This window comes from Novosphingobium sp. HII-3 (genome assembly GCF_002916655.1).
GTDB lineage: Bacteria > Pseudomonadota > Alphaproteobacteria > Sphingomonadales > Sphingomonadaceae > Novosphingobium > Novosphingobium panipatense.
The window spans coordinates 119,580-141,510 of record NZ_PPSM01000014.1; the positions used below are offsets into that span (position 1 = coordinate 119,580).

At 65.6% G+C, this 21,931-nt stretch carries 21 protein-coding genes; 10 read left to right on the top strand and 11 right to left on the bottom strand.

Annotated elements, in window-relative coordinates:
* Nucleotides 1-15: 15 nt before the first annotated feature.
* The 4 genes from C2R25_RS04410 to C2R25_RS04430 form a co-directional block, all read right to left on the bottom strand.
* Nucleotides 16-438 carry a hypothetical protein gene (locus C2R25_RS04410; RefSeq protein WP_233203760.1) on the bottom strand — a complete coding sequence of 141 codons (423 nt, stop codon included), beginning with the start codon at nucleotides 436-438 and terminating at the stop codon, nucleotides 16-18.
* On the bottom strand, nucleotides 435-2,837 hold the full coding sequence (locus C2R25_RS04415; RefSeq protein WP_103728022.1) for a DNA translocase FtsK: 2,403 nt from the start codon (nucleotides 2,835-2,837) through the stop codon (nucleotides 435-437). The genes C2R25_RS04410 and C2R25_RS04415 overlap by 4 nt, the downstream gene beginning before the upstream one ends.
* A 193-nt stretch (nucleotides 2,838-3,030) precedes the next feature.
* Nucleotides 3,031-4,875, bottom strand: coding sequence for an NAD(P)/FAD-dependent oxidoreductase (locus tag C2R25_RS04425; RefSeq protein WP_103728024.1), 1,845 nt, complete (start codon nucleotides 4,873-4,875; stop codon nucleotides 3,031-3,033).
* Nucleotides 4,876-4,973: 98 nt separating this feature from the next.
* On the bottom strand, nucleotides 4,974-5,888 hold the full coding sequence (locus C2R25_RS04430; protein ID WP_103728025.1) for an SDR family NAD(P)-dependent oxidoreductase: 915 nt from the start codon (nucleotides 5,886-5,888) through the stop codon (nucleotides 4,974-4,976).
* Nucleotides 5,889-6,149: 261 nt separating this feature from the next.
* On the opposite strand from C2R25_RS04430, the gene C2R25_RS04435 reads away from it, so the two are divergent.
* The 5 genes from C2R25_RS04435 to C2R25_RS04455 all read left to right on the top strand — a co-directional run bounded on the left by C2R25_RS04435 (nucleotide 6,150) and on the right by C2R25_RS04455 (nucleotide 11,837).
* Complete coding sequence (locus C2R25_RS04435) at nucleotides 6,150-7,742, top strand: SMP-30/gluconolactonase/LRE family protein (RefSeq protein WP_103728026.1); 1,593 nt, start codon at nucleotides 6,150-6,152, stop codon at nucleotides 7,740-7,742.
* A 16-nt stretch (nucleotides 7,743-7,758) separates the two neighbouring features.
* On the top strand, nucleotides 7,759-8,175 hold the full coding sequence (locus C2R25_RS04440; protein WP_103728027.1) for an EthD domain-containing protein: 417 nt from the start codon (nucleotides 7,759-7,761) through the stop codon (nucleotides 8,173-8,175).
* Nucleotides 8,176-8,202: 27 nt separating this feature from the next.
* On the top strand, nucleotides 8,203-9,462 hold the full coding sequence (locus C2R25_RS04445; protein WP_103728028.1) for an MFS transporter: 1,260 nt from the start codon (nucleotides 8,203-8,205) through the stop codon (nucleotides 9,460-9,462).
* A 97-nt stretch (nucleotides 9,463-9,559) separates the two neighbouring features.
* Complete coding sequence (locus C2R25_RS04450) at nucleotides 9,560-10,918, top strand: aromatic ring-hydroxylating dioxygenase subunit alpha (protein ID WP_103728029.1); 1,359 nt, start codon at nucleotides 9,560-9,562, stop codon at nucleotides 10,916-10,918.
* A 1-nt stretch (nucleotide 10,919) separates the two neighbouring features.
* Nucleotides 10,920-11,837, top strand: coding sequence for a glyoxalase (locus C2R25_RS04455; RefSeq protein WP_103728030.1), 918 nt, complete (start codon nucleotides 10,920-10,922; stop codon nucleotides 11,835-11,837).
* A 132-nt stretch (nucleotides 11,838-11,969) separates the two neighbouring features.
* On the opposite strand, the gene C2R25_RS04460 is transcribed toward C2R25_RS04455, so the two are convergent.
* Nucleotides 11,970-12,569 carry a TlpA disulfide reductase family protein gene (locus tag C2R25_RS04460; RefSeq protein WP_233203762.1) on the bottom strand — a complete coding sequence of 200 codons (600 nt, stop codon included), beginning with the start codon at nucleotides 12,567-12,569 and terminating at the stop codon, nucleotides 11,970-11,972.
* 19 nt (nucleotides 12,570-12,588) lie between these two features.
* On the opposite strand from C2R25_RS04460, the gene argH reads away from it, so the two are divergent.
* Genes argH through C2R25_RS04480 form a run of 4 tightly spaced genes read left to right on the top strand, consistent with a single transcriptional unit; the run spans nucleotide 12,589 to nucleotide 16,306 of the window.
* A complete protein-coding gene (gene argH / locus C2R25_RS04465) occupies nucleotides 12,589-13,962 on the top strand; it encodes an argininosuccinate lyase (protein WP_103728032.1) in 1,374 nt (457 codons plus the stop codon).
* A gap of 4 nt (nucleotides 13,963-13,966) precedes the next feature.
* Nucleotides 13,967-14,221, top strand: coding sequence for a hypothetical protein (locus C2R25_RS04470; protein ID WP_103728033.1), 255 nt, complete (start codon nucleotides 13,967-13,969; stop codon nucleotides 14,219-14,221).
* 8 nt (nucleotides 14,222-14,229) lie between these two features.
* Entirely contained in the window at nucleotides 14,230-15,489 is a 1,260-nt protein-coding gene (gene lysA / locus C2R25_RS04475) for a diaminopimelate decarboxylase (protein ID WP_103728034.1), read from the top strand.
* A 28-nt stretch (nucleotides 15,490-15,517) separates the two neighbouring features.
* Nucleotides 15,518-16,306, top strand: a complete 789-nt coding sequence (locus C2R25_RS04480) for a bifunctional precorrin-2 dehydrogenase/sirohydrochlorin ferrochelatase (protein WP_103728035.1) — start codon at nucleotides 15,518-15,520, stop codon at nucleotides 16,304-16,306.
* A 7-nt stretch (nucleotides 16,307-16,313) separates the two neighbouring features.
* Here C2R25_RS04480 and ruvX read toward each other — a convergent pair whose 3' ends face one another.
* Genes ruvX through pyrE form a run of 6 tightly spaced genes read right to left on the bottom strand, consistent with a single transcriptional unit; the run spans nucleotide 16,314 to nucleotide 20,650 of the window.
* Entirely contained in the window at nucleotides 16,314-16,781 is a 468-nt protein-coding gene (gene ruvX, locus C2R25_RS04485; RefSeq protein WP_103728574.1) for a Holliday junction resolvase RuvX, read from the bottom strand.
* Complete coding sequence (locus C2R25_RS04490; RefSeq protein ID WP_103728036.1) at nucleotides 16,781-17,902, bottom strand: DUF3089 domain-containing protein; 1,122 nt, start codon at nucleotides 17,900-17,902, stop codon at nucleotides 16,781-16,783. Before C2R25_RS04490 ends, ruvX begins: the two co-directional genes overlap by 1 nt.
* Nucleotides 17,903-17,906: 4 nt before the next feature.
* Entirely contained in the window at nucleotides 17,907-18,842 is a 936-nt protein-coding gene (gene lepB, locus C2R25_RS04495; RefSeq protein ID WP_103728037.1) for a signal peptidase I, read from the bottom strand.
* 35 nt (nucleotides 18,843-18,877) lie between these two features.
* Nucleotides 18,878-19,282: a holo-ACP synthase gene (acpS, locus tag C2R25_RS04500; protein WP_103728038.1), complete on the bottom strand. Its 405-nt coding sequence runs from the start codon at nucleotides 19,280-19,282 to the stop codon at nucleotides 18,878-18,880.
* A gap of 25 nt (nucleotides 19,283-19,307) precedes the next feature.
* Complete coding sequence (locus C2R25_RS04505; protein WP_103728039.1) at nucleotides 19,308-20,048, bottom strand: pyridoxine 5'-phosphate synthase; 741 nt, start codon at nucleotides 20,046-20,048, stop codon at nucleotides 19,308-19,310.
* Nucleotides 20,049-20,068: 20 nt separating this feature from the next.
* Nucleotides 20,069-20,650 (bottom strand): orotate phosphoribosyltransferase, encoded by a 582-nt coding sequence (gene pyrE, locus C2R25_RS04510; RefSeq protein ID WP_103728040.1) that lies wholly within the window; start codon nucleotides 20,648-20,650, stop codon nucleotides 20,069-20,071.
* A 208-nt stretch (nucleotides 20,651-20,858) separates the two neighbouring features.
* Here pyrE and coxB point away from each other — a divergent pair, with 208 nt between their 5' ends.
* Nucleotides 20,859-21,917: a cytochrome c oxidase subunit II gene (gene coxB, locus C2R25_RS04515; RefSeq protein WP_103728041.1), complete on the top strand. Its 1,059-nt coding sequence runs from the start codon at nucleotides 20,859-20,861 to the stop codon at nucleotides 21,915-21,917.
* The last annotated feature ends 14 nt before the right edge of the window (nucleotides 21,918-21,931 follow it).

Below are 21,931 nucleotides of genomic sequence, written 5' to 3' on the forward strand. Positions count from 1 at the left end.
GCGCCGCAGTCTGTATCAGCGGGGCAGGATTCCCTGGCAGACATAACGGATCACCATGCCGTCCTCCTTGTTCCAGCGAACGCGCTGGGCAGCGCCGGGCGCGGTCGACCCTCCAAGGGATGAGCCATCGGGTGCGAAAAGTTGCCACTGCTCCAGCCGTACCCGGCCCGTGCCGCAATCGATGCTGCGCAGCATGTATTGGGTGGTGCCCCGGGGCAGGCGGCCGCGGGCTTTCACCAGCACGTCGATTTCCCGGAACGTGCGCCCCAGGCCGCCGGCCTTGACGCTCGCCGCATCGACATGAATCGTGCGACCGATCAGAATCTCCATGTCGCGGTTGAACAGGCGAACCCAATTCCCTGGGCCGTTGAGCGCGGACGTTGCCGCCACCGCCGTGACGGGCATGAGGGCGAGCGCGAGCGTGCCGAGCGCCTTCAAAGCGGGTTGCCGTTCTCATCGCGGTAGATGTCGCGGCGACCGACATGGTTGGCGGGGCCGACGTAGCCGTCGTTCTCCATCCGCTCCACCCACTTCGCCGCCGTATTGTAGCCGACGCCCATCTGGCGCTGCAGCCACGACACCGAGACCTTCTGGTTTTCGAACACCAGCTGGCACACCTGACGGTACTTGCGCTCTTCGGGCGCATCCGAGGCCGTTGCGTCAAGGTCATCGAACCCGAAGCTGCCTTCTTCCGGCTCGTTCGTGACGGCATCGACGTAGTCGGGTTTGCCCTGCGATCGCCAGTAGTTCGCCACGTGCTCGACTTCCTCGTCGGAGACGAAGGGGCCGTGGACGCGCTTGATAGGGTCGGAACTGGGCTTGTAGAGCATGTCGCCCTTGCCCAGAAGCTGTTCGGCGCCTTGTTCGCCAAGGATGGTGCGGCTGTCGATGCGGCTCGTCACCGCGAAAGAGACGCGGGTCGGGAGGTTGGCCTTGATGACGCCGGTGATGACATCGACCGAGGGCCGCTGCGTCGCCATGATGAGGTGGATGCCGGCCGCACGGCTTTTCTGCGACAGCCGCTGGATGAGCACCTCGATTTCCTTGCCGACGGTGACCATGAGGTCGGCCAGCTCGTCGACGATGAGGACGATCTGCGGCAGGACCTCGTAGTCGAGCTGGCGGTCCTCGTAGAGTTCCTCGCCGGTCTCGGGATCGAAGCCGATCTGGATCCTGCGGCCGAGGGGCTTGCCCTTGGCCGCAGCGCTGCGGACCTTTTCGTTGAAGCTGGCGAGATTGCGAACCGAGATCTCGCTCATTTGACGGTAGCGGCGCTCCATCTCCTCGACGGCCCACTTGAGCGCCCGGATCGCCTTCGGTGGCTCGGTGACCACGGGCGAGAGAAGATGCGGGATGTCGTCGTAGCTCTTGAGCTCCAGCACCTTGGGATCGACGAGGATCAAGCGGCACTGCGCCGGCGTCAGGCGGTAGAGCAGCGAGAGCAGGATGGCATTGAGACCGACCGACTTGCCCGAACCCGTCGTACCCGCGACCAGGAGGTGAGGCATGGTCGCAAGGTCGGCGACCACGGGCTCACCGGCGATGTCCTTGCCCAGGATGATCGGCAGCATACCCTTGTGATGCGCGAAGGCCTCGGAGGCGACCATCTCCTTGAAGGAAACCATCTGACGATCGGCATTGGGCAGTTCGATGCCCATTACGGTGCGGCCGGGAATCGAGGACACGCGGGCCGAGATCGCGCTCATGTTGCGGGCGATGTCGTCCGCCAGGCCGATGACGCGGCTGGCCTTGATGCCGGGTGCCGGCTCCAGTTCGTACATGGTGACGACAGGGCCGGTGCGGACGGCCGTGATTTCGCCCTTGACGTTGAAGTCATCGAGGACGGTTTCCAGCAGCCGCGCGTTGCGCTCTAGGCTGAGCTTGTCGATCTTGGGCTGTGAGTTCGGCGGCGGATCGGCAAGCAGGTCGAGGCCGGGCAGCTCGTACTTGTCGAACATGTCTTTCTGGCGGCTTTCCGAACCGAACTGCGCCGGGATCGGGGCGGCCTTGGGGTCGCTGATTTCAGGCACCTTGCGTGCCGCCGCCGAGACAGGTGCGGCCATTTCCGCGATGCGCAGCGGTGCTTCCGGCTTCTCGACCTTCTCGGCGCGCTCCGGCTTTGAAGGTTCCTTTTCGCGCCCGGATTTGAACGGCAGGTCCTCGGTCGACGGAAGGTTGAGAGGAACGCGGCCGATCCGGCCGGGAAGCGTCAGCAGCCCCGCCCAGTCGAGGGCGAAGACCCGCCCTGCAAGCATCACGCCGATGCCCAGGCAGATGAGGGCCAGCGCAAACTTGATCCAGTTCTGCGCGGCCTCGGGGGCGAGGCCGGCGAGGGCACCGATTGCCTTCGCGCCGAGCAGGCCTGAAATCCCGCCCATCGATGCCGGCAGGGAGCCGCCCGGCTTGGTGAACCACAAGGACAGCACGGTCGCGATCAGCAGCATGGACACCGCGAGCACGCTGACGGGAACCCACCAGCGCTGGTTCGTGTGCTCGATCTCGCCATCGTCCTCTTCGACAAGCAGCCACAGCTTGCGGCCGAACACATAGAGCAGCGGCACGAACAGGGCAGACACCGGGCCAAAAAAGAACAGGGCGCGCTCCGCCGTCCAGGCGCCGGTACGTCCCATCCAGTTCTGCACGTCGCCGCCAGCTGCCGTTGAGGCGGACGGGTCGGTCTGGTGATAGCTGATCAGGGCCAGGGCCAGGAACACCATCGCCGCGAACAGCACGAGCGCGCCGGAAAGCTCTCCGGCGCGGCGCAGCGAGCGCTTGAGGACGGCTCGCCAGTCCGGTTTGGCAATACGCCGACCGGGCGCGATGGGGCGGGTGGCCATGTGGAATTTCCCTCGGGGTTTCGAGGGCGGATTATGCGGCGGGCCGGAACGCCCCGTCAAGAATGGATGGGGAACACGGCTGTGGAGGCCGCGCGTTCGCCGGCGGGGCGGCTGCCGTTGCGGTCGCCGCCCGGACAAGGAGCAGGGCGGCGGGCGTCGCGCCACCGTGCCCCACCCTGTCAGGTGATCGCCTTCAGTTCACCATTTCCCGTGTTTCGAAGGCGACGCCGGGCAGATCGGGAGACGTGCGCCAGTCGGCAAGCATGTCGCGCCAGGCGTCCCATCCGGGAAGATAGCCCTTAAACAGGGCCCACTTGAGTTCCTTGTCCCCTTCGTTGTTGAAGTAGCTGGGCGTGCAGCCCTGTTGGAACTCGCTCATGTCGACCTCGTTCTCGCGGCAGTGGGCGACATAGCCGGCCACACCTTCGGCCGTGGCGCAGAAGGTATCGGCGCCGCGGCGAACGGTCTCGCCGATCATGAAGGCGAGGTGCTCGGCCTGTCGGCCGAACTGCTCGGTCGTGCTCGAGTTTGTCGCGCCCTGGATGTAGCCCATGTAGAACATGGCCGGAAAGTTGTTCGTGGTGACGCCGTGAAACGTGCTCGGCCCGTTCGCCCAATGGTCGTAAATCGACAGGCCGTCGCGCCCCTCGACTGTGTCGATGCCCCATCGGCGGCGCAGGTCCGAAGTGACCTCGAACCCTGAGGCAAAGATCATCAGGTCGACCTCGTACTCGACGCCGTCGGCCACGAAGCCCTTCTCTGTCATCCGTTCCACGCCCTGGGTGGGGGAAACGTCGATCACCTTTACGTTGTCGCGGTTGAAGGTGGGATAGTAGTCGTTGTTCGAGAGCGGACGCTTGCACATGAAGCGGAACCAGGGTTTCAGGATTTCAGCCGTTCCCTTGTCCTCCACGATGGAATCAACCCGGCGGCGCAGGCGCTCCATGACTTGAAAGTCCACGACTTCGCGGCGCGCCATCAGGTCTTCGATGCCGAGCTCGGGGAACCCTTCCGCCTCCAGGTCAAGATTGAGGTTGCGGCTGATCTCGGTCCAGATGTCGCAGATGAGGTCCGGTTCGCCAGGGATGAAGAACTGCTGCGCACCGCGATGGAAGTTGGCCATGCGCTCCTGCTGCCAACCGGGCTTCAGTGAAGCCGCCCAGTCCGGATCCGTAGGCGGATTGGGGCGCTCGTCGATGTTCGAGGGCGTGCGCTGCAGCACGTAGAGCTGTTTGGCGTACTTGCCGAGAAAAGGCACCGCCTGAACCGCAGTTGCCCCGGTTCCAACTATCGCGACCCTCTTGTCCTTGAGCTTGTCGAGGACCGGGTTGTTCCACGAACCGCCGGTGTATTCGTGTTCCCAGCGGCTGGTATGGAACATCTTGCCCTTGAAGTCATGGATGCCCGGGATGCCTGGGAGCTTGGGCATGTTCATGACGCCGCCGGCCATGACCACAAACCGAGCGCGGATGTCGTCGCCCCGATTGGTCCTCAGGTGCCAGCGCTTGATCCGTTCATCCCAAACGATGCTTTCGACGAGGGTGTGGAACAGCGCCTTGTCGGCCAGTTCGAAATCCTCGGCCATTTTCTGGCAGTAGGCCTGGATTTCCCACCCGTCGGAGAACTTCTTTGTGGGCATGTAGCCCGTTTCCTCAAGGAGAGGCAGGTAGCAGTACGCGTCGTTGTCGCACTGCACGCCGGGATAGCGGTTCCAGTACCAGACGCCGCCGAAGCCGCCAGCGTGATCGATGTTGCGCACGCTGGTGACGCCTTGCTTGCGCAGGTGATAGCCCGCCAGGATACCTGAGAAGCCGGCGCCCAGGATCGCCACGTCGATTTCTTCGGAAAGCGGCGCGCGGTCGGCTACCGGCGTGAACGGATCGTGCGCGTAGTTGTCCGCGAGATCCCCGGTCGGCCGCACGTACTGCTCGCCACCTTCGCGGCGCAGGCGCTTGTCGCGCTCGGCAAGGTATCTCGCCTTAAGAGCGGGGATGTCGAGTTCCTCCGGCGAGGGCACGTCAGTCTTGTGGCAGGTCATGTCGGTTCCATTTTCGTAGCGGTGCGGCGGCCCTGTTTGGTGCCCGCGTTGTGAGTGTCTGTGGATCTCACCACTATAGTTGTCAACAGTGTTGCCTATTAGGCGTCAGAACGCGCCATGGCGAAGCTGTACGTGATGTGGTCCACATGCCCGTGAAGCCCGAAGTCGAGCACTTCCGCAGCGTCATGGAAGGCCGGTGACGCTTTCGCCACGTCCTCAATCGTCCAGTTCGGCTGATAGACACCCCTGGTTTCAGCAACGAACATGCGTGCCACCCGGCCCGCCATGGACGCGATCAGTTCGCCTGTGACCGGGCAACTCTCGTGCGCCAGCCATCCCACGACGGGAGCGACGAGTTCCGGCTCCATCGGGGGGTACTGCGAGATGTCGAGCCCTTCGGCCATGCGGGTGACGGCGCCCGGCACTATGACGTTGCACCGCACGTTGAACGGCTCACCCTCCAGCGCAGCGATGGCGTTGAGGCCGACCATCCCGGCCTTGGACATGCCGTAATTCACGCAGTTGGCGTTTCCGTAGAGGCCGCCGACTGAGCTGGTCAGGACGATTCGGCCGAACCCCGCATCGCACATCGGGCCGAAGGCCGCCTGGACGACATGGAAGGCGCCGAGCAGGTGCACGTCCACGACGGCGCGGAAGTCCTCGTAGGACACATCGCGGATGGAGCCGTACCGCACGTTGCCCGCGTTGTGGATCAGCACATCGATACGTCCCCAGGTGTCGATCGCGGCCTGAACAATCGCGCGGCCGCCTTCGGGTGTCGCCACTGTATCGGCATTGGCGATCGCTTCGCCCCCGGCCGCGATGATTTCGTCCACGACCTGCTGGGCAACGCTTGTATCCGGTCCATCGCCACGGATCGCGCCGCCCAGGTCGTTGACCACCACCTTGCATCCGCGCTTGGCCAGCAGGAGAGCATAGGAACGGCCAAGGCCGCGTCCGGCTCCGGTGATGACGGCCACCCGGCCGTCGAAACGCAGTTCACCATCGGACATTGGCAGGGTTCCTTCTTCGGGCAGGCATGAACACTCCCCTGAAGCGACGGTTTTTCCGTGCGAGTGGGGATTTTCGGCCATGGCGTGTTGGCTGTGCCCAGCCACGAATATGCGCCCACGACCTTTCTTGGCAACGGCGGGCACGTCGCCGGAGCGATGGCATAGGGGCTGTTCGTCATCGCGTTGCGCGCGGGGCGATCGGGCTCTACCGTTGAACCCTGGATCGACCGGCTTCACAGGCCGGCGGAGAGGGATGTATACATGCTCGAAGCTGCGGGTCGAAACGCCAATGCGATCACCGCCACGCCCGGAGAGGGATGGGGGCTCCACCGCATGACGCCCGCCAGCCGCCTCAACGGTGCCAACGGCATCCGTACAGGTGCGGATGGGCGCATCTACGTGGCGCAGGTCGCGGGCAGCAAGGTCAGCGCTGTCGACGTCAATACCGGCGCGATCGAGACGATCTCGCCCAATGGTGGGGGCATCATCGGGCCAGACGACCTTGCTTTCGATGAGGCTGGCAACCTCTACTGCACCGAGATCACGGAAGGGCGAGTCTCGATGATGACGCCATCCGGGGAGTACAAGGTCATTCACGGCGACGTACCGGTGGCCAACCCGATCACGTACCATCAGAACCGCCTCATAGCCGGTGAACTGCGGATGGGCGGACGCATCCTCGAACTGGACCGGAACGGAGGCGCTCCGCGTGTGATCTTCGAGGGTGTGCCGATGGCCAACGCTTTCGAAGTGGGGCCCGACGGCAAGCTCTATTTCCCCGCACAAGGCGCCAACGAGATCTGGCGCATCTCGCTTGATGGCGGGGAGCCTGAGGTCGTCGCACGCGACCTTGGGGTTCCGGACTCGGTGAAGTTCCACCCGGACGGCTACATCGTTTCAACCCAGGTCTATTCCGGGCAGGTCCTGAAGATCGACCCCCGCACCGGTGACAAGTCGGTGCTGGCCGATATCGGCCCGGGGCTGGACAACGTTGCCTTCGTGGACGGGCGCACGTTCGTCAGCCACATCAACGGCTCCATCACGGAAATTATCGGGTCAGGGCAGACCCGTGCTCTGGTGGAAAAGGGCCTGCAGTGGCCGCTGGGCCTGGCCGTGGACAGCAATGGACACGTCCTCGTGGCGGATGGCGGTTTCACCTACCTCCTCCGCCCTGGCGAACCGCTGCAACTTGCGGGCATGCTGTTCTCTCCCGGCTTTCCGGGCTGGGTGCGCGACGTTGCGGCGAGCGGGCCGGACGAGTGGATCGTGACCACCGCCAACGGGGATGTGGCCCGCTGGAAGCCTGCTGCCACCGAGATGGAAGTCCTGTCGAGCGGGCATGACCGCCTGATGGGGATTGCAATGAGCGAGAAGGGCATCGTCTTCGCTGAGTTCGGGACCGGAAAGGTCCACGCCATCGAAGGGGCCGCGGTTTCGGAACTGGCGGCCGGGCTCGATCGCCCCATGGGTGTGGCCACTGCCGCCGACGGTACGGTGGTCGTAGCGGAAAGCGGGGCGGGACGTGTCGTCAAGCTGGTCGGCAGCCGTGCGGAAACGGTGCTCGACGGGCTTGCCCGGCCCGAGGGTTTGGCGATCGCGGGGGGCACGCTCTTCGTCGTCGATCCCGGGGCCAATGCGCTTGTCGCCTGCGATCTGTCCGGCGGTACGCGGGAAACGGTGGCGAGTGATCTTCCGATTGGCGGTCCGCAGGGGACACAGCTGGTACAGCTTGGCGGCGTCGGGGACATGTGCGGGCCGATGAACACGTTCTGCGGCGTTGCCGTGGCTCCGGACGGCACCGTCTATCTTTCCGCCGATGCAGAGGGCAGCGTCATCGCGCTGCGGCGCCTCTAGGCCAAGGAGCCAGCCGATGTTCAAGCAGATCTGCTTCTTCCGCAAACGCTCCGACATGACCATGGAAGCGTTCCTCGATTATTATGAGAACCAGCACTCGCAGCTGTCCAAGCGACAGGGCAGGGCGCCTTCGATCCCTGGCGCGCGCCGTTACGTGCGCCGCTATCTCAAGCCCGAGAAGAACCCGGTGACGGGACAGGTCATCGATCCGGGGTACGATTGCCTGATGGAGATCTGGTGGTACAGCCGCGAAGATTTCGAGCGCAGCCAAGCCATCATTTCCGACCCGTCGCGACTGGAATTCGTGAAGGAGGACGAGGCGCGGCTCTTTGCAAGTCACGACAATCCCGTCGTCTCCGTGATCGAAGAGTACGATTCCCCCATGGGACCGAACGGTGAGAAGACCTGCGTGGACCTGCGCTATGAAGATTGATCCGCCGGCGGCGGGGGAAGGGTGACGATGCACGCGCCTTCTGCCGCCGTACCCGTCGCAACTCCCACTGCTCGCGACGAATGGCGCGCCTACCCCTTCCTCCCGGTGGCGGCGGGGCTGGGGTACGCAACCAGCGTCATTCACATTTATGGCATCGGCCCCTTCTACGGTCCTGTCGCACAGGAATTCGGCTGGAGCCGCACCGAGGTGACCTTTGGCCTGACGCTGGCAACGCTTGTGCAGGCTGTGGGCGGCGTCTTCATCGGTCTTGCCGTGGATCGCTTCGGCCCCCGACGGTTCGGCGTGGCGGGGCTGGCGCTGCTTGGGATCGCTTTCGCGTTGCTGGGGACGGCCGACGGTTCGCTTCTGAACTGGTATCTCTTGTGGGGGCTGGTCGCCCTTGCCGCGCTGCCCGTGCAGGCCTCGGTCTGGACAAGCGCGGTCGCTTCGCGTTTCACCGCCTCGCGCGGCATGGCCTTCGCGGTTACCCTGTGCGGGGCGTCTATAGCGGCTGGCGTTTTTCCGCTCATGGCAATGTGGCTGATCGGCAGCTTCGGCTGGCGCGGGGCATTCCCGGTCCAGGCGCTGATCTGGCTCGCCGTGTCGTTCCCGGTGATCTTCCTGTTCTTCCACGGCCGCTACGACAAGGGGCGCATGCAGAAGGTGGAAGACGCAGGGACAAGGCCAGCGGACCTGCCGGGCGCCACGTTGCGGGAAGGGCTGACTTCCAACGTCTACCATCGCCTTTTCATCGCCAGCCTGCTCTTCACCTTCACGGTCATTGCGCTGGTGGTGCACTTCACGGCGATCCTGGGCGACTCGGGCGCATCGCCGATGCTGGCGGCAGGCATCGCCTCCTTCGTCGGCTGGTTCTCGCTTGCGGGCCGGCTTGGCACCGGCGCGTTGCTGGACCGTCTGCCGGCCTCTCTCGTCGGGGCAGCGGTGTTCCTGCTGCCGGTGCTCGGCTGCCTGCTTCTTCTCTTGGGCGCAGGCTCGTTCGTGGCGATGGGGTTCGCTTCAGCCTTGATCGGGCTCACCTTGGGGGCGGAGATCGACGTTGTGGTCTACCTGCTCACCCGCCACTTTGGCCTGAAGAACTTCGGCGGCCTTTACGGAGGGCTGCTGGCCGCCTTGTCGATCGGCACGGCCATCGGGCCTCTCGCCGCCGCGCAGGTGTACGACCGGACGGGAAGCTACGCCGGGTTCCTCTGGCTCGCGATGGCCTTCATGGCGGCGAGCAGCGTGGCGATCGGCACGCTGCCTCGCACCTCAACGGTGGGACACTGACGCACGGCCGGGTCCGCTAACCGCTCCGGCGATTTGCGCCTCCGTTCTGATAGTGAGATAACGAGCGGAAAATCGCACAAGCAAGATGAGGATACCCATGGGCGAAATCGGCAAGATCGTTCAGGCGCCCGAAGACTTGGTCGCTCCCGTGAACGTCCCGGCAGAGGCGTATATCTCGCCGGACTACGCCCGCGCCGAGGTTGACCGGCTCTGGCGCAAGGTCTGGCTCCAGGCCGGGCGTCTGGAGGATATACCCGAAGTCGGTGACTACATCACCTTCGACATCGTCCACGATTCGGTCATCATCGTGCGCGCCTCTGCTCAGGAGATACGCGCCTTCCATAATGTCTGCCCGCACCGGGGCCGCAAGCTGGTGGACGTTCCTGCAGGCAAGCGCAATGCGCGCGGTACTCGCAAGAACTTCATCTGCGGCTATCACGGCTGGACGTTCGGCCTCGATGGCGCGAACACCTATGTGGAACATCAGGAGGACTGGCAGGGACACCTGTGCGGTGGGCTGGCCGACCTTGGCAGTGTTCGCGTCGACACCTGGGGCGGCTGGATCTGGATCAACCTCGATGCGGAGGCAGGGCCGCTGGCGGAATACCTCAACCCGGCAGCCGCGATGCTCGACCCGTACGGGCTGGAGAACATGCGCCCCCGGTGGCGCAAGTGGGTGATCTTTGAATGCAACTGGAAGGTGGCGATGGAGGCGTTCTGCGAAACCTACCACGTCTCCACCACGCATCCCGAGTTCATGGATTTCGGCCAGTTCCGGGGCTGGGCGCGCAATCAGGGCCTGCATTCCAACATCGGCTATGACGCGCCCAAGGGACAGGAGGAGGATTCCGGCAAGCTCCGCCTCGGGACCGGTGAGGATCCGCGCGCGACCACGGCGGAAATGCAAAACTTCACCTGGGCGAATGCCAATACCAACACCACGATGACGCTGGTAAGCGTCGCCAACCGCCTGAAGGACGAATTGCCCGAGGGCACCCCCGCCGCGGACGTTTCGAAGTACTGGCTGCAGACCGCCCGCGCCGAGGACGAGGCACGCGGTGTCGTCTGGGCGCAGGTCGACCCGGCCCATACGGCGCAGGCTGGCACCGCCTGGCAGATTTTTCCGAACTTCCAGATCGGTCACGCCGTCAACAACATGCTGTGCTACCAGGCACGTCCTTACGGCACGGATCCGGACAAGTGCATCTTCGAGGCGGCGGTCTACGAATTGTGGCCCGAAGGCGAAGCGCCCGCAACGGAGTGGGAGTATACCGAACCGCAGGACTGGCCGCCGGTGCTTCAGCAGGACTTTGCGAACATGGCGGCGGTGCAGCAGGGAATGAAGAACGTCGGCTTCCGGGGCGGACAGCCCAACCCCTATATGGAGCGTTCCGTCGCCTCGCTGCATATGAACCTGGCGAGGTTCATGGGAACGGGTGCGCCAAGGACCTACTGACGTGCAGTTTCCCCTCGTCCATGTCAGCTGGGCGCTGGCGGACAACGCCGGTCGTCCTGCCTGTGACGCCTTCTTCAGGGATATCTTCGGGGCGCGGACCGTCTACGAGATGCTGATCACGCCCGAGACGGAGTCGTACGGTTTCGATCGGGAGGAGTCGCTGATGCTCATCGGCGACACCATGGTCATTCCCATCGCCCCGGCCGGGGGCGGCGCTCGGGAAGGTTCACCTCTGGGTGATATGCTCCGCCGGTCCGCCGCACCCATGCGCTGGATCGGACTGGCGCTCAAGGTGAGCGATCTTGCGGAGGCGGATGCCTGGTTCGCCGCTCGCGGCTTCAAGCGCCACTACGATCCGGGAATGGAGACGCACTACTTCCTGGTACCGCGCGGGCAGGCGCTGGGTGTCCGGCTGGAGATCGTGCGGCAGGACATGCCCAACGATCCGCGCCGGGCTCCTCACTGGCGCCCGGCTGCGGATCACCCGCTTGGCATCGAGGGGCTTCAGGCCGTCGGCGTCAGCACGCCCTCCGAGACCGAGGCCCGGGCGCTTTTCGCAGAACGTCTGGAGTGGCCGGAACTCGGGACGCGGGAACTCCCGGAGGGGTGCTGCACGGCTTTCGCCATGGGCGACACGGTTCTGGAGGCGATTGCGGGCTCGCCCGGCTCGGCCATCGCGGAGCACGCGGCACAGGTGAAGGGGATCTGCCATCTTGTATTCAAGGTGCGCGACGCGGCGGCGGCCGCCGCGTGGCTGGAGAGCCGGGGCTTGCCGCTGATCGGTGAGGTGAGCACACGCTTTGCCCTCGATCCGGGCGCGGCGCACGGCCGGCTCATCTGGCTGACCCAGGAGACGCCGCCCGGCTACCCGGCCGTCGGGTCGCAGGTGGGCACCATCAGCCCCCCGCAAGGTGATTGACCGCGCGGCCTTTTCTTCGGCGCGCAGAAGCGCAGCCATACCCATCGGCGATGCAGAGGTGGCATAGCGCCGCATCGCGGTTGCAGCCGCTCGCGATCGTTGTCCGAGCCGGTCCTTCCCAGGAGGCGGCCGTTACCGGGCTTCGGCGATGAGCTTGAGCGCTGCGGGCGAGGACCAGTCGTTCCCCCCGGTGTAGCGCCAGACTTCCTTGCCCTGCGCATCGAACAGAACCGTGACGGGCAGGTTACCTCCGTACTGGAAGCCGAGATCCCCCTGTTCGTCGACCCAGGGCTGGATCTGCTCCAGTTCACGCCTCCGCAGGATCTCAACGACCTTGTCCGTCTGTCCCATGTCCTGCGAAATCGGCAGGACGGTAATGCCAAGTTCGGCCTCGCGGCCGATCAACGCGTTGAGCGTGGGCATTTCGGCGATGCAGGGCGCGCACCAGGTCGCCCACAGGTTGATGAGCAGCGGCTTGCCCTTGAACGACGAAAGCTCCAGGCTTTCGCCCGTGTTGTCGACAAGGCTGACCGTCGGCATCGGCTCGCCCTTGTGGGATCGGTCGAGCTTGCCATCGGTCTCCGGCACCGTTGCCGGTGCGCCCCTGCTCGCTTCTTGAGAAGCCTGCGGTTGCGCGTCCTTGCCGCCTTTACTATCGCAGCCGGCGATCATGAGGGCCGATGCCCCGACGAGCGAATACAGGAACAGCGACTTGAGCGAACGGGAAGACAAGACGGGCAGCTCCAATGCTATGTGGGGCGGACGGTTCGCGGAAGGACCGTCTGCGATCATGCGCGAGATAAATGCCTCGATCCCCTTCGACAAGGCATTGTGGCGGCAGGACATCGCGGCGAGCAAAGCGCATGTCGCCATGTTGGCCGCCTGCGACATCGTTTCGGATGCCGATGCGGTGGCGATCCGCGACGGCCTCGACGCTGTTGGCGCGGAGTACGAGGCGAACGGCGTGCCCGAGGACTGGGACCTCGAGGACATCCACATGACCACCGAGTCGCGCCTTGCAGAGCTCATCGGGCCTGCCGCGGGACGCCTCCACACGGCACGCTCGCGCAACGACCAGGTGGCGACGGATTTCCGTCTCTGGGTGCGGGACGCCATGGATCAGGCCGATGCCGGGCTTGAAGCGCTACAGGTGGCGCTCGTCACCCGTGCGGCCGAACACGCCGATTCGATCATGCCGGGCTTCACGCACCTGCAGACTGCCCAGCCAGTCACTCTCGGCCATCACCTGATGGCCTATTACGAGATGATCGGGCGTGACCGTTCGCGCTTTGCCGATGCCCGCACGCGCATGAACCGCAGCCCGCTTGGCTCCGCGGCGCTGGCCGGGACCGGTTTCCCGATCGACCGCGAAATGACCGCCCAGGCGCTCGGTTTCGACGGGCCGACGGACAACAGCCTCGATTCGGTGTCGGACCGGGACTTCGCGCTCGATTACCTGATGGCAGCCAGCCAGTGCGCACTGCACCTGTCGCGCCTGGCGGAGGAGTTCATCATCTGGGCGAGCCAGCCCTTCGGCTTCGTCGCCCTGCCGGATGCGCTTTCGACCGGCAGTTCCATCATGCCGCAGAAGAAGAACCCGGATGCGGCCGAACTGGTCCGCGGCCATGCGGGCCGCATTTCCGGTTGCCTCATGTCGCTGATGATGACGATGAAAGGCCTGCCGCTCGCCTATTCGAAGGACATGCAGGATGACAAGCCGCCGGTGTTCGAAGCGTCCGGCCTGCTGGCGCTCTCCATCGCGGCGATGACGGGGATGGTCGCCGACACCCGCTTCCGCACCGAACGGATGCGCGCTGCCGCCGAACTGGGCTACGCGACCGCGACCGACCTTGCCGACTGGCTGGTGCGCGAAGGCGACATCCCCTTCCGTGAAGCGCACCACATCACCGGCGCTGCGGTCAAGCTGGCGGAGCAGCGCGGGATCGCGCTCGACGCGCTGCCGCTGGAGGATCTCCAGGCCATCGACAACCGCATCGACGACCGCGTATTCAAGGCGCTGTCGGTCGAGGCTTCGGTCGCCGCCCGCAAGTCGCACGGCGGGACCGCGCCCGATCAGGTGCGCCTGCGGGTGGCCGAAGCCCGCGCCGCCCTCGGTCTGGAGTAATTCGATGAAGAAGGTCGTGATCGCCGTGATGCTTCTGAGCCTCGCCGCGTGCGGGCAACGCTCGGCGCTCGGCCTGAAACCGGGGCAGCAGTTGCCGCCGGCGCCTTATGGGCGTGCGGACAAACCCGGGGCCACGGAACTGCTCACGACACCCACCATCGCCATTCCCGAGCGCAGCGTCGAACTGCGCACCCGCTCGGAGGAGCGGCAGGACGATCCTTTTGACCTGCCGCCGCCCGAAGCGCCCCAGCCCGAGTAAGCCTTTCCATGGATCACTTCGAATACGTCGCCGGCGAACTCCACGCCGAACAGGTGCCTCTGTCCGCCATCGCCCGCGAAGTGGGTACGCCGGTCTACGTCTATTCCCGCGCGACCCTGTCACGCCACGCACGCGTCTTCCGGGAGGCGCTGTCCGCACTTCCGGCGGTGCACATCGCGTTTGCGGTCAAGTCCAACCCGAACCTCGCCGTCCTGCGCCTGCTCGCTTCCGAAGGCTATGGCGCTGACGTCGTCTCCGAAGGCGAGATGAACCGCGCGCTGGCGGCCGGGATGAGGGCGGAGGATATCGTCTTCTCCGGCGTCGGCAAGACCCGCTCCGAACTTGCGGCGGCTGTGCGCGCCGGGATCGGGCAGTTCAACCTGGAAAGCGAGGAGGAGGGCGTCGAACTCTCCGGGATCGCGCTCGAACTGGGCCGCAGGGCCACCTGCACGCTGCGCGTCAACCCGGACGTGGATGCGCGCACCCACGCCAAGATCTCCACCGGCAAGGCGGAGAACAAGTTCGGCATCGCCTATGATCGCGCGCCGGGCATTTACGCGCGGCTCTCGGCCCTGCCCGGCCTGGAGATGCGCGGACTTGCCGTTCACATCGGCAGCCAGATCAGCGATCTCGAACCCTCCCGTCAGGCCTTCATCAAGATGGGGGCGCTGATGGAAGCGCTGCGCGCAGACGGCCTCTCGGTCACGCACATGGACCTGGGCGGTGGCCTTGGCGTGCCGTACAAGGCGGGTGATGCCCTGCCGACACCGGCCGACTACGGCCGCATGGTCGCCGAGGTGGCCGCCGACTGGGGCGTAACGCTGATGTTCGAGCCTGGCCGGGTGATCACCGGCAACTCGGGCGTGCTCGTCACCGAAGTCGTGCGCGTCAAGCAGGGCACGAACGCCCCGTGGGTGGTGGTGGACGCGGCGATGAATGATCTTGCGCGGCCTGCCATGTACGACGCCTGGCACGACTTTGCGGCCGTGCAGCCCAGCGGGGAAAGCATGACGGCCAACATCGTCGGCCCGATCTGTGAAAGCTCCGACACCTTTGCAATGGGACGCACGATCGACGCCGTGAAGGCGGGGGATCTTGCCGTATTTCGGACGGCAGGCGCCTATGGTGCGACGATGGCGAACACCTACAACAGCCGTGCGCTGGTGCCCGAGGTGATGGTCGACGGTGACAAGTGGGCGATCGTTGCGAACCGCATCGATCCCGCCACCATTCTGGCGGCCGAGCAGGTGCCGGACTGGCTCGCCTGATGCCGCTGCCGCTGCCGCCGTCTCGCGCATGATCGACGCGCTGCCCCTCTTTCATCGGATCGCCGGGAAGCCGGTGGTCGTGCTGGGTGACGGGGACGCCGCCGAGGCCAAGCGGCGGCTGGTGGAGCGGGCCGGGGCGCTCGTCCTGACCACGATCGAGGACGGCGAGGCGCAAGGGGCGCGGCTCGCCTTCGTCGCACACGAGGACGATGCCTCGGCGCAGGCGGATGCGAACCGGGCGCGCCGGGCCGGAATGCTGGTGAACGCGACGGATCGACCGGCCCTGTGCGACTTCACCATTCCTTCCATTCTCGACCGCTCCCCCGTGCTGGTGGCGGTGGGAACCGGCGGCGCATCGGCCGGGCTCGCGAAGCAGCTGCGCCTGCGCCTGGAGGTCTTGCTCCCTCAGTCGCTCGGATCTCTCGCGACCGGGCTGAGAGGCGCGCGGGCGGCGCTGCGGGAACGCTTCCCCGATGCGGTTGCCCGACGGCGCGCCATTGATGATGCGCTTGCCACCGGAGGGGTGCTCGATCCCCTGGCGGAGAGCGGCGCGTCACGCGTGCAACAGTGGCTCGCGGGTGCCCGCGCGACGGGCGGCGGCAGTGTGGAAATCCGCCTGCGCAGCGAGGATCCGGACGATCTCACCCTTCGTGAGGCGCGGCTCCTCGGCACGGCGGACGTGGTGCTGCATGACGAAGACATCGGAGCGCAAATTCTTGATCGCGTGCGTGCCGACGCCGTCCGCCGCAGTCTAGCCGAAGGGGCACCTCCCGCTTCATCGCGTGCATTGACGGTTATCCTGCGGCGCCCGCTCTAGGCGCTTTTCAGAACATTCCACCGGCCAGAGCGTCGATCGCGCCCTGCAGGATCACTGCGGCCGCAGCCGAATCGATCCGCGTGGCCCGCTTGGCGCGGCTCATGTCCTGTTCGATCAGGCCGCGCTCCGCGCCGGTGGTGGACCAGCGCTCGTCCCACAAGAGGATCGGCAGGTTCAGCACGCCCAGATTGCGCGCGTACGCACGGCTCGACTGTGCGCGGGGACCTTCTGAGCCGTCCATGTTGAGCGGCAATCCAATGACGACGCCCCGGATCGAGCGTTCGCGGATCAGGGCTTCGAGCAGGGCCTTGTCCGCGCCGAACTTGCCGCGCTTGATTGTCTTGCCGGGAGAGGCGAAGCGCCAGCCGGCATCGCAGAAGGCGGTGCCGATGGTCTGCGTTCCAAGGTCCAGCCCCAGCAGCGTGCCTGCGTCGGGCAGGGCGTCGCGAAAGGCGAGCGCGCTGGTGGTGATGATCACTTCTGCTTCGCCAGCCACGCTTGGGTTCGCCTTTCGAAGTCAGCCCTCAGATTGGCCCAGAACAGGGTCATATCATAGAGGTGGTAGTTGTTTCCGGGAAGCACGTAAGCGCCAAGCTCGAGTTTGGGTGGCGGACCGATGTGCAGGAAATCGTCGGCACCGCAGCTTGCGGGCACGGCCTTGGGAACGAGCTTGCCGGTTCGCGCCTCGAAATCGGGGACGAGCGTTCCCAGGTTCGATGCTGCGCCCGCGCTGGAACCGGGCGTGCCGTTCAACGGATTGGTGCAAAGGAACGCGCTGCCGCCGACCGGCTGGCCGTCGAGTCCGGTGCGGCGGGCATAGGCCTTGAGCAACATTCCCGTTTCGGCAGGATCGGCGACCGAAAGCCAGCTCACTATGCAGCCGGGCTGGTCGGCCCGCGTGCATGCCGGCACGCCCATGCGCGGCAGGTCATGGGTCAGCGACACGGGCCAGCCGATCACCCAGGCGCCGACCAGCCGCTCAGCGAGCGGCTTGCCCGCCACGCGATCGCGCATGAGCCGGCGGAGGAGGAAGGCACCCTGGCTGTGACCGGCAAGGGCGATGGGCTGCCCCGGCCGCAGGTGCCATGTGAAGATTTTGAAGGATGCCAGCACGTCCGCATAGGCGAGGTCGATCGCCTGTCCTGCCTCTGGCTTGGCGGTCAGGAAGGCACCGACCGCCGCCTGGCGATAGCGCGGGGCCCATACCGCCTCCGCTGTGTTGAACGGGCTCGCTATGCCCTGCACGAAGAGGTCGGCCCGCTCTCGGCTTGCGCCGTCATCCAGCGAGGCGTTCCAGGCGTCCCGCGCTATGTAGCTCGTCGGATGCAGGAAAAACACCGCCACGGGCAGCCTGGCTTCGGGAGCCGCGAACCCCGGGGGCAGCCAGCGTGACGGATCGTCCTTCTTGCCGGGCCGGGCGACCCACATGGACGGGTTCTCCCAGGCTTCGGGCGGCAGTGCCTGCTGCTCAGCGAAGGACGTGGTCGGCACGAAGGCCATCTCAGTCAGGTCGTCGGACCAGAACCACAAGGCCAGCATCAGCGCCAGAACCGCTACGGTTAGACCCGCGATCAGGTAGAGGAACTTGCGCGCCATGGGGTCAGTACGCCTTTGCCGCGTCCGTCCGGGGCCGCAGGCTTGTGAAGGCTCGCCCTTCACGAAGCGCCGACCACCAGGAGAGCGGGTTCCAGCTCTGCGAACCGTCGAGCGAGAACGTGATGAACTCCGCCCGCCCACCAATGTCCGACAGCGGGACCGGTCCGCCCAGGCCGCCATCGGGTTGCCCGCGGCTGTTGGTGTAGAAAGGCGCCCGGCTGTCGGCGGAGCGATCCCGGTCGTCTCCCATCAGGAAGACATGACCTTCCGGGACGATCGTTTCAGGATAGTTGTCGAGGCGCTGGTCGATGTAGTCGATGGTCTGGTAGCTGGCGCCGTTCGGGAGCGTTTCTCGGTAGGTGGGCAGCTCGTAGACCTCGTGCCCGGAGGGCAAGCGGGTTCGGTACTGCTCGAAGCCGTCGTAGCAATGGCCGGGCTCCTGCCCCTCGCAGGTCAGGTGATCGTCGGCGGCGATCTGCACCGGCGGCTCGATCTCGCGAGGGATGAAGCGGCCGTTGAGGCGGATACGTCCGTCGATCACGGCGATGCGGTCTCCCGGGCGGGCGACCACGCGCTTGATGAGGTCAGCGTTCCGGTTGCGCGGAACCACGATCACGATGTCGCCGTATTCCGGCACCTTGCCGAGGATGCGCGTGGCCGAGCGGGGGAGCAGGTGAAAGCTCAGTGAGGACCAGTTCCAGCCGTAGGGATACTTCGACACGACCAGCCGATCCCCGACCAGAAGTCCTGGCATCATCGAGATCGAGGGGATGTAGAACGGCTTGGCGACCAGAGAGTGGAAGGCCAGTACGCCCAGCAGCATGAGGGCAAGGCCGCGCAGTTCCTGCAGCCAGTGCGTCGCCCGGGCCTGCGGCTGGTTCGCTTCAACGGTGCCCTGGTTGGCCGGATGCTTGTCCGTCCGGGCGGTCTGTTCCGTCATGTCGGAGAGAAAACTCGCGTGAGAGTTGAATGTAATCAAGGAAGCGGGCGCGCTTCGAGCACCACGAACGCCTGCGCCCAGGGGTGATCATCGGTGAGGGTCAAATGCACCACCACCTCGTGCCCGCGGGGAACCATCGCCTCGAGCCGGGCCCGGGCTCCGCCCGTGAGCGCAAGAGTCGGAGCACCGGAGGGCGCGTTGACGACACCGATGTCCTTCATGAACACGCCCGCCTTGAATCCCGTGCCGACCGCCTTGGAAAAGGCTTCCTTGGCCGCGAACCGCTTGGCGAGCGTCCCGGCGACCGTATGCGGACGGCGCGCGGCCTTCGCCCGCTCCGTCTGCGTGAACACGCGGTTGAGGAACCGCTCGCCATAACGGTCGAGCGAGTTCTGGATGCGCTCGATGTTGCACAGATCGGAGCCGAGACCGATGATCATGCCGTTGCCCGCGCTCGCGCCTTCATCACCGTACCTCGTCCATCAACGCGCGCATCTTCTTCACGCTGGCCTCCAGGCCGGTGAAGATCGCTTCGCCGATGAGGTAGTGGCCGATGTTCAGTTCCGCCAGTTGCGGTATGGCGGCGATGGGCTGCACATTGTCGTAGGTCAGGCCATGCCCGGCGTGAGGCTCGATCCCGTTCTTGGCCGCGAGCGCGGCCATGTCGACGATGCGCCGCAACTCGTGCGCTACCTGCTCGCCTTGCGCGTGCGCGTACTCGCCCGTGTGGAATTCCACCACCGGTGCGCCGAGCTTCATGGCGGCCTCGATCTGACGCGGCTCCGGCGCGATGAACAGGCTGACGCGGATCCCTGCATCGGACAGGCGGCCGACGATGGGCGCCAGCCGGTTGTGCTGACCCGCCGCGTCAAGTCCGCCCTCGGTCGTGCGCTCCTCGCGCCGTTCGGGCACGATGCAGGCGGCGTGCGGGCGATGCCGCAGGGCGATATCGAGCATCTCGTCGGTCGCGGCCATCTCGAGGTTGATGGGCAACCCGGTGGCGTCCGCCACGCGCTGCAGGTCCTCGTCGCGGATATGCCGCCGATCCTCCCGCAGGTGCACGGTGATCCCGTCCCCGCCGGCAGCCGCCACGATCTGCGCCGCACGCGCCGGATCGGGATGCTCGCCGCCCCGCGCGTTGCGGATCGTCGCGACGTGGTCGATGTTGACGCCGAGGCGCAGGCGCGCGGGGTTGTGGACGTTCATTGGCTTATCCCATCGGTTCGTTACTGGGCGCGGCTGCCCGGCTTCACGGCTGGCGTGGCGGCGAGTTCGGGCGGCAGTTCGTCCGGAGCATAGGTCGGGAAGTTGAGCGCCACGAGCGGGAAGAACGGCACGCCGAGATCGACCGCTCCGGCCGAGCGATCGACCAGCGAAGCCGCCGCGATCACGATGCCACCGGCCTCCTCGATGGCCTTGATGGCTTCGCGGCTGGAAAGGCCGGTGGTCACCACGTCCTCGACCATGAGCACCTTGTCGCCCGGCTCGAGCGAAAAACCGCGGCGCAGCTCGAAGGTGCCGGTGGGGCGTTCGACGAACATCGCGTCAACCTGCAGCGCACGACCCATTTCCTGGCCGATGATGACGCCGCCCATTGCGGGTGAGACGACCTTGGTGATCTGCTTGCGAATATCGTGCGGCAACTTGGCGGCGATGGCCACGGCAAGACGAGCGGCACGATCCGGGTTCATCAGGACACGCGCGCACTGAAGATAATGCGCGCTGTGGCGACCGGACGAGAGCAGGAAGTGCCCTTCCAACAGCGCCTTGCTGGCGCGAAATTCGGCGAGGACCTCTTCTTCGAGCATGGATGACTTACCTCTGGAGCGTTTTTCGAGCGATGTCGCGCAGTTCGCCTGCGCGTTACGGCAAAAATTCCCCTAGAGGCGCTTGAGACGGGCGGCAAGGCCGCGTATAGCCCCGCCCAAAGGGGGCAGAACGCCTTCATAACAGGGGTGCGCGCGAGAGCGGTCGATACGGTCCGCGCGTTCGAAGGAAGTGGAAGCGCAAAAAACCATGACATCCGGCAAGACTTCGTTCGGCTTGGGAAGGGCGGTCTCGTCGCTCGCTCTCTCCCTCGCCGCTGCTCTGACCACTGCATTGCCGGCTTTCGCGCAGGAAGCGCCTGCCGCTCCGTCCGCTTTGGCTACCGGCGCCGCCAATGGCGCGGCGCAGGCGTCCGGCGCGGGCAGCTACACGCCCATGGCACCCACGCCGGGGATCGGCATGCCGGTCGATGGCGGCATCGGTCTGCAGGAACAGTTCTCCAAGGTGGGTGAATACGGCCATGCCATTCACCACGGGCTGCTCTGGGTGATCGGCCTCATCACCCTGTTCGTCCTGCTTCTGCTGGTGATCGTGGCCGTGCGCTTCAACCGCCGCTCCAATCCCATTGCCTCCAAGACGAGCCATAACACGCTTCTCGAAGTGGTGTGGACGCTGCTGCCGGTGCTCATCCTGGTCGGCATCGCCGTTCCTTCGATCGACCTCATCGCGAAGCAGTACAAGCCCGCTCCCAAGGATGCGCTGACCATCAAGGTCACGGGCAATCAGTGGTTCTGGACCTACGGCTACCCTGACAACGGTGACTTTGAAGTCATCTCGAACATGCTGAACGTGCCGGACGCGCCTGTCATCAACAACGGCGTGCGCGAAGTGGGCTCGCAGCCTTGGGACGGCCCTTCGCAACTCGAAGTGGACAACCGCATGGTGGTGCCGGTGGGTGAACCGATTCGCCTGCAGATCACCGCCGCAGACGTCATCCACTCGTTCGCCATTCCCTCCCTCTGGTTCAAGCTGGACGCGGTGCCCGGTCGCATCAACGAGAAGGTGCTCGTGATCGAGAAGCCGGGCGTCTACTACGGCCAGTGTTCCGAGCTGTGCGGCGTGAAGCATGCCTATATGCCGATCGCCATCGAAGCTCTTCCGCGCGACAAGTACAACGCCTGGGTCCTCACGCATGCCGGCGGCGAAATCGACGGCCAGGACAAGCCGGCTCCGGCTACGGCAGCCCCCGTTCCCACGGCGGATGCCTCCGAAGCCCCCGTGGTCGATGCGACCGCCGAAGCCGAATAATAGCGAATTAGAGG

Bases quoted from the DNA above. Each gene is read 5' to 3' on its own strand.
- argH (WP_103728032.1), top strand. From the start codon at position 12,589: ATGTGGGGCGGACGGTTCGCGGAAGGACCGTCTGCGATCATGCGCGAG.
- C2R25_RS04425 (WP_103728024.1), bottom strand. From the start codon at position 4,875: ATGACCTGCCACAAGACTGACGTGCCCTCGCCGGAGGAACTCGACATC.
- C2R25_RS04415 (WP_103728022.1), bottom strand. From the start codon at position 2,837: ATGGCCACCCGCCCCATCGCGCCCGGTCGGCGTATTGCCAAACCGGAC.
- C2R25_RS04435 (WP_103728026.1), top strand. From the start codon at position 6,150: ATGCTCGAAGCTGCGGGTCGAAACGCCAATGCGATCACCGCCACGCCC.
- lysA (WP_103728034.1), top strand. From the start codon at position 14,230: ATGGATCACTTCGAATACGTCGCCGGCGAACTCCACGCCGAACAGGTG.
- acpS (WP_103728038.1), bottom strand. From the start codon at position 19,282: ATGATCATCGGTCTCGGCTCCGATCTGTGCAACATCGAGCGCATCCAG.
- C2R25_RS04440 (WP_103728027.1), top strand. From the start codon at position 7,759: ATGTTCAAGCAGATCTGCTTCTTCCGCAAACGCTCCGACATGACCATG.
- coxB (WP_103728041.1), top strand. From the start codon at position 20,859: ATGACATCCGGCAAGACTTCGTTCGGCTTGGGAAGGGCGGTCTCGTCG.
- C2R25_RS04490 (WP_103728036.1), bottom strand. From the start codon at position 17,902: ATGGCGCGCAAGTTCCTCTACCTGATCGCGGGTCTAACCGTAGCGGTT.
- lepB (WP_103728037.1), bottom strand. From the start codon at position 18,842: ATGACGGAACAGACCGCCCGGACGGACAAGCATCCGGCCAACCAGGGC.
- pyrE (WP_103728040.1), bottom strand. From the start codon at position 20,650: ATGCTCGAAGAAGAGGTCCTCGCCGAATTTCGCGCCAGCAAGGCGCTG.
- C2R25_RS04505 (WP_103728039.1), bottom strand. From the start codon at position 20,048: ATGAACGTCCACAACCCCGCGCGCCTGCGCCTCGGCGTCAACATCGAC.
- C2R25_RS04470 (WP_103728033.1), top strand. From the start codon at position 13,967: ATGAAGAAGGTCGTGATCGCCGTGATGCTTCTGAGCCTCGCCGCGTGC.
- C2R25_RS04450 (WP_103728029.1), top strand. From the start codon at position 9,560: ATGGGCGAAATCGGCAAGATCGTTCAGGCGCCCGAAGACTTGGTCGCT.
- C2R25_RS04430 (WP_103728025.1), bottom strand. From the start codon at position 5,888: ATGTCCGATGGTGAACTGCGTTTCGACGGCCGGGTGGCCGTCATCACC.
- C2R25_RS04445 (WP_103728028.1), top strand. From the start codon at position 8,203: ATGCACGCGCCTTCTGCCGCCGTACCCGTCGCAACTCCCACTGCTCGC.
- C2R25_RS04480 (WP_103728035.1), top strand. From the start codon at position 15,518: ATGATCGACGCGCTGCCCCTCTTTCATCGGATCGCCGGGAAGCCGGTG.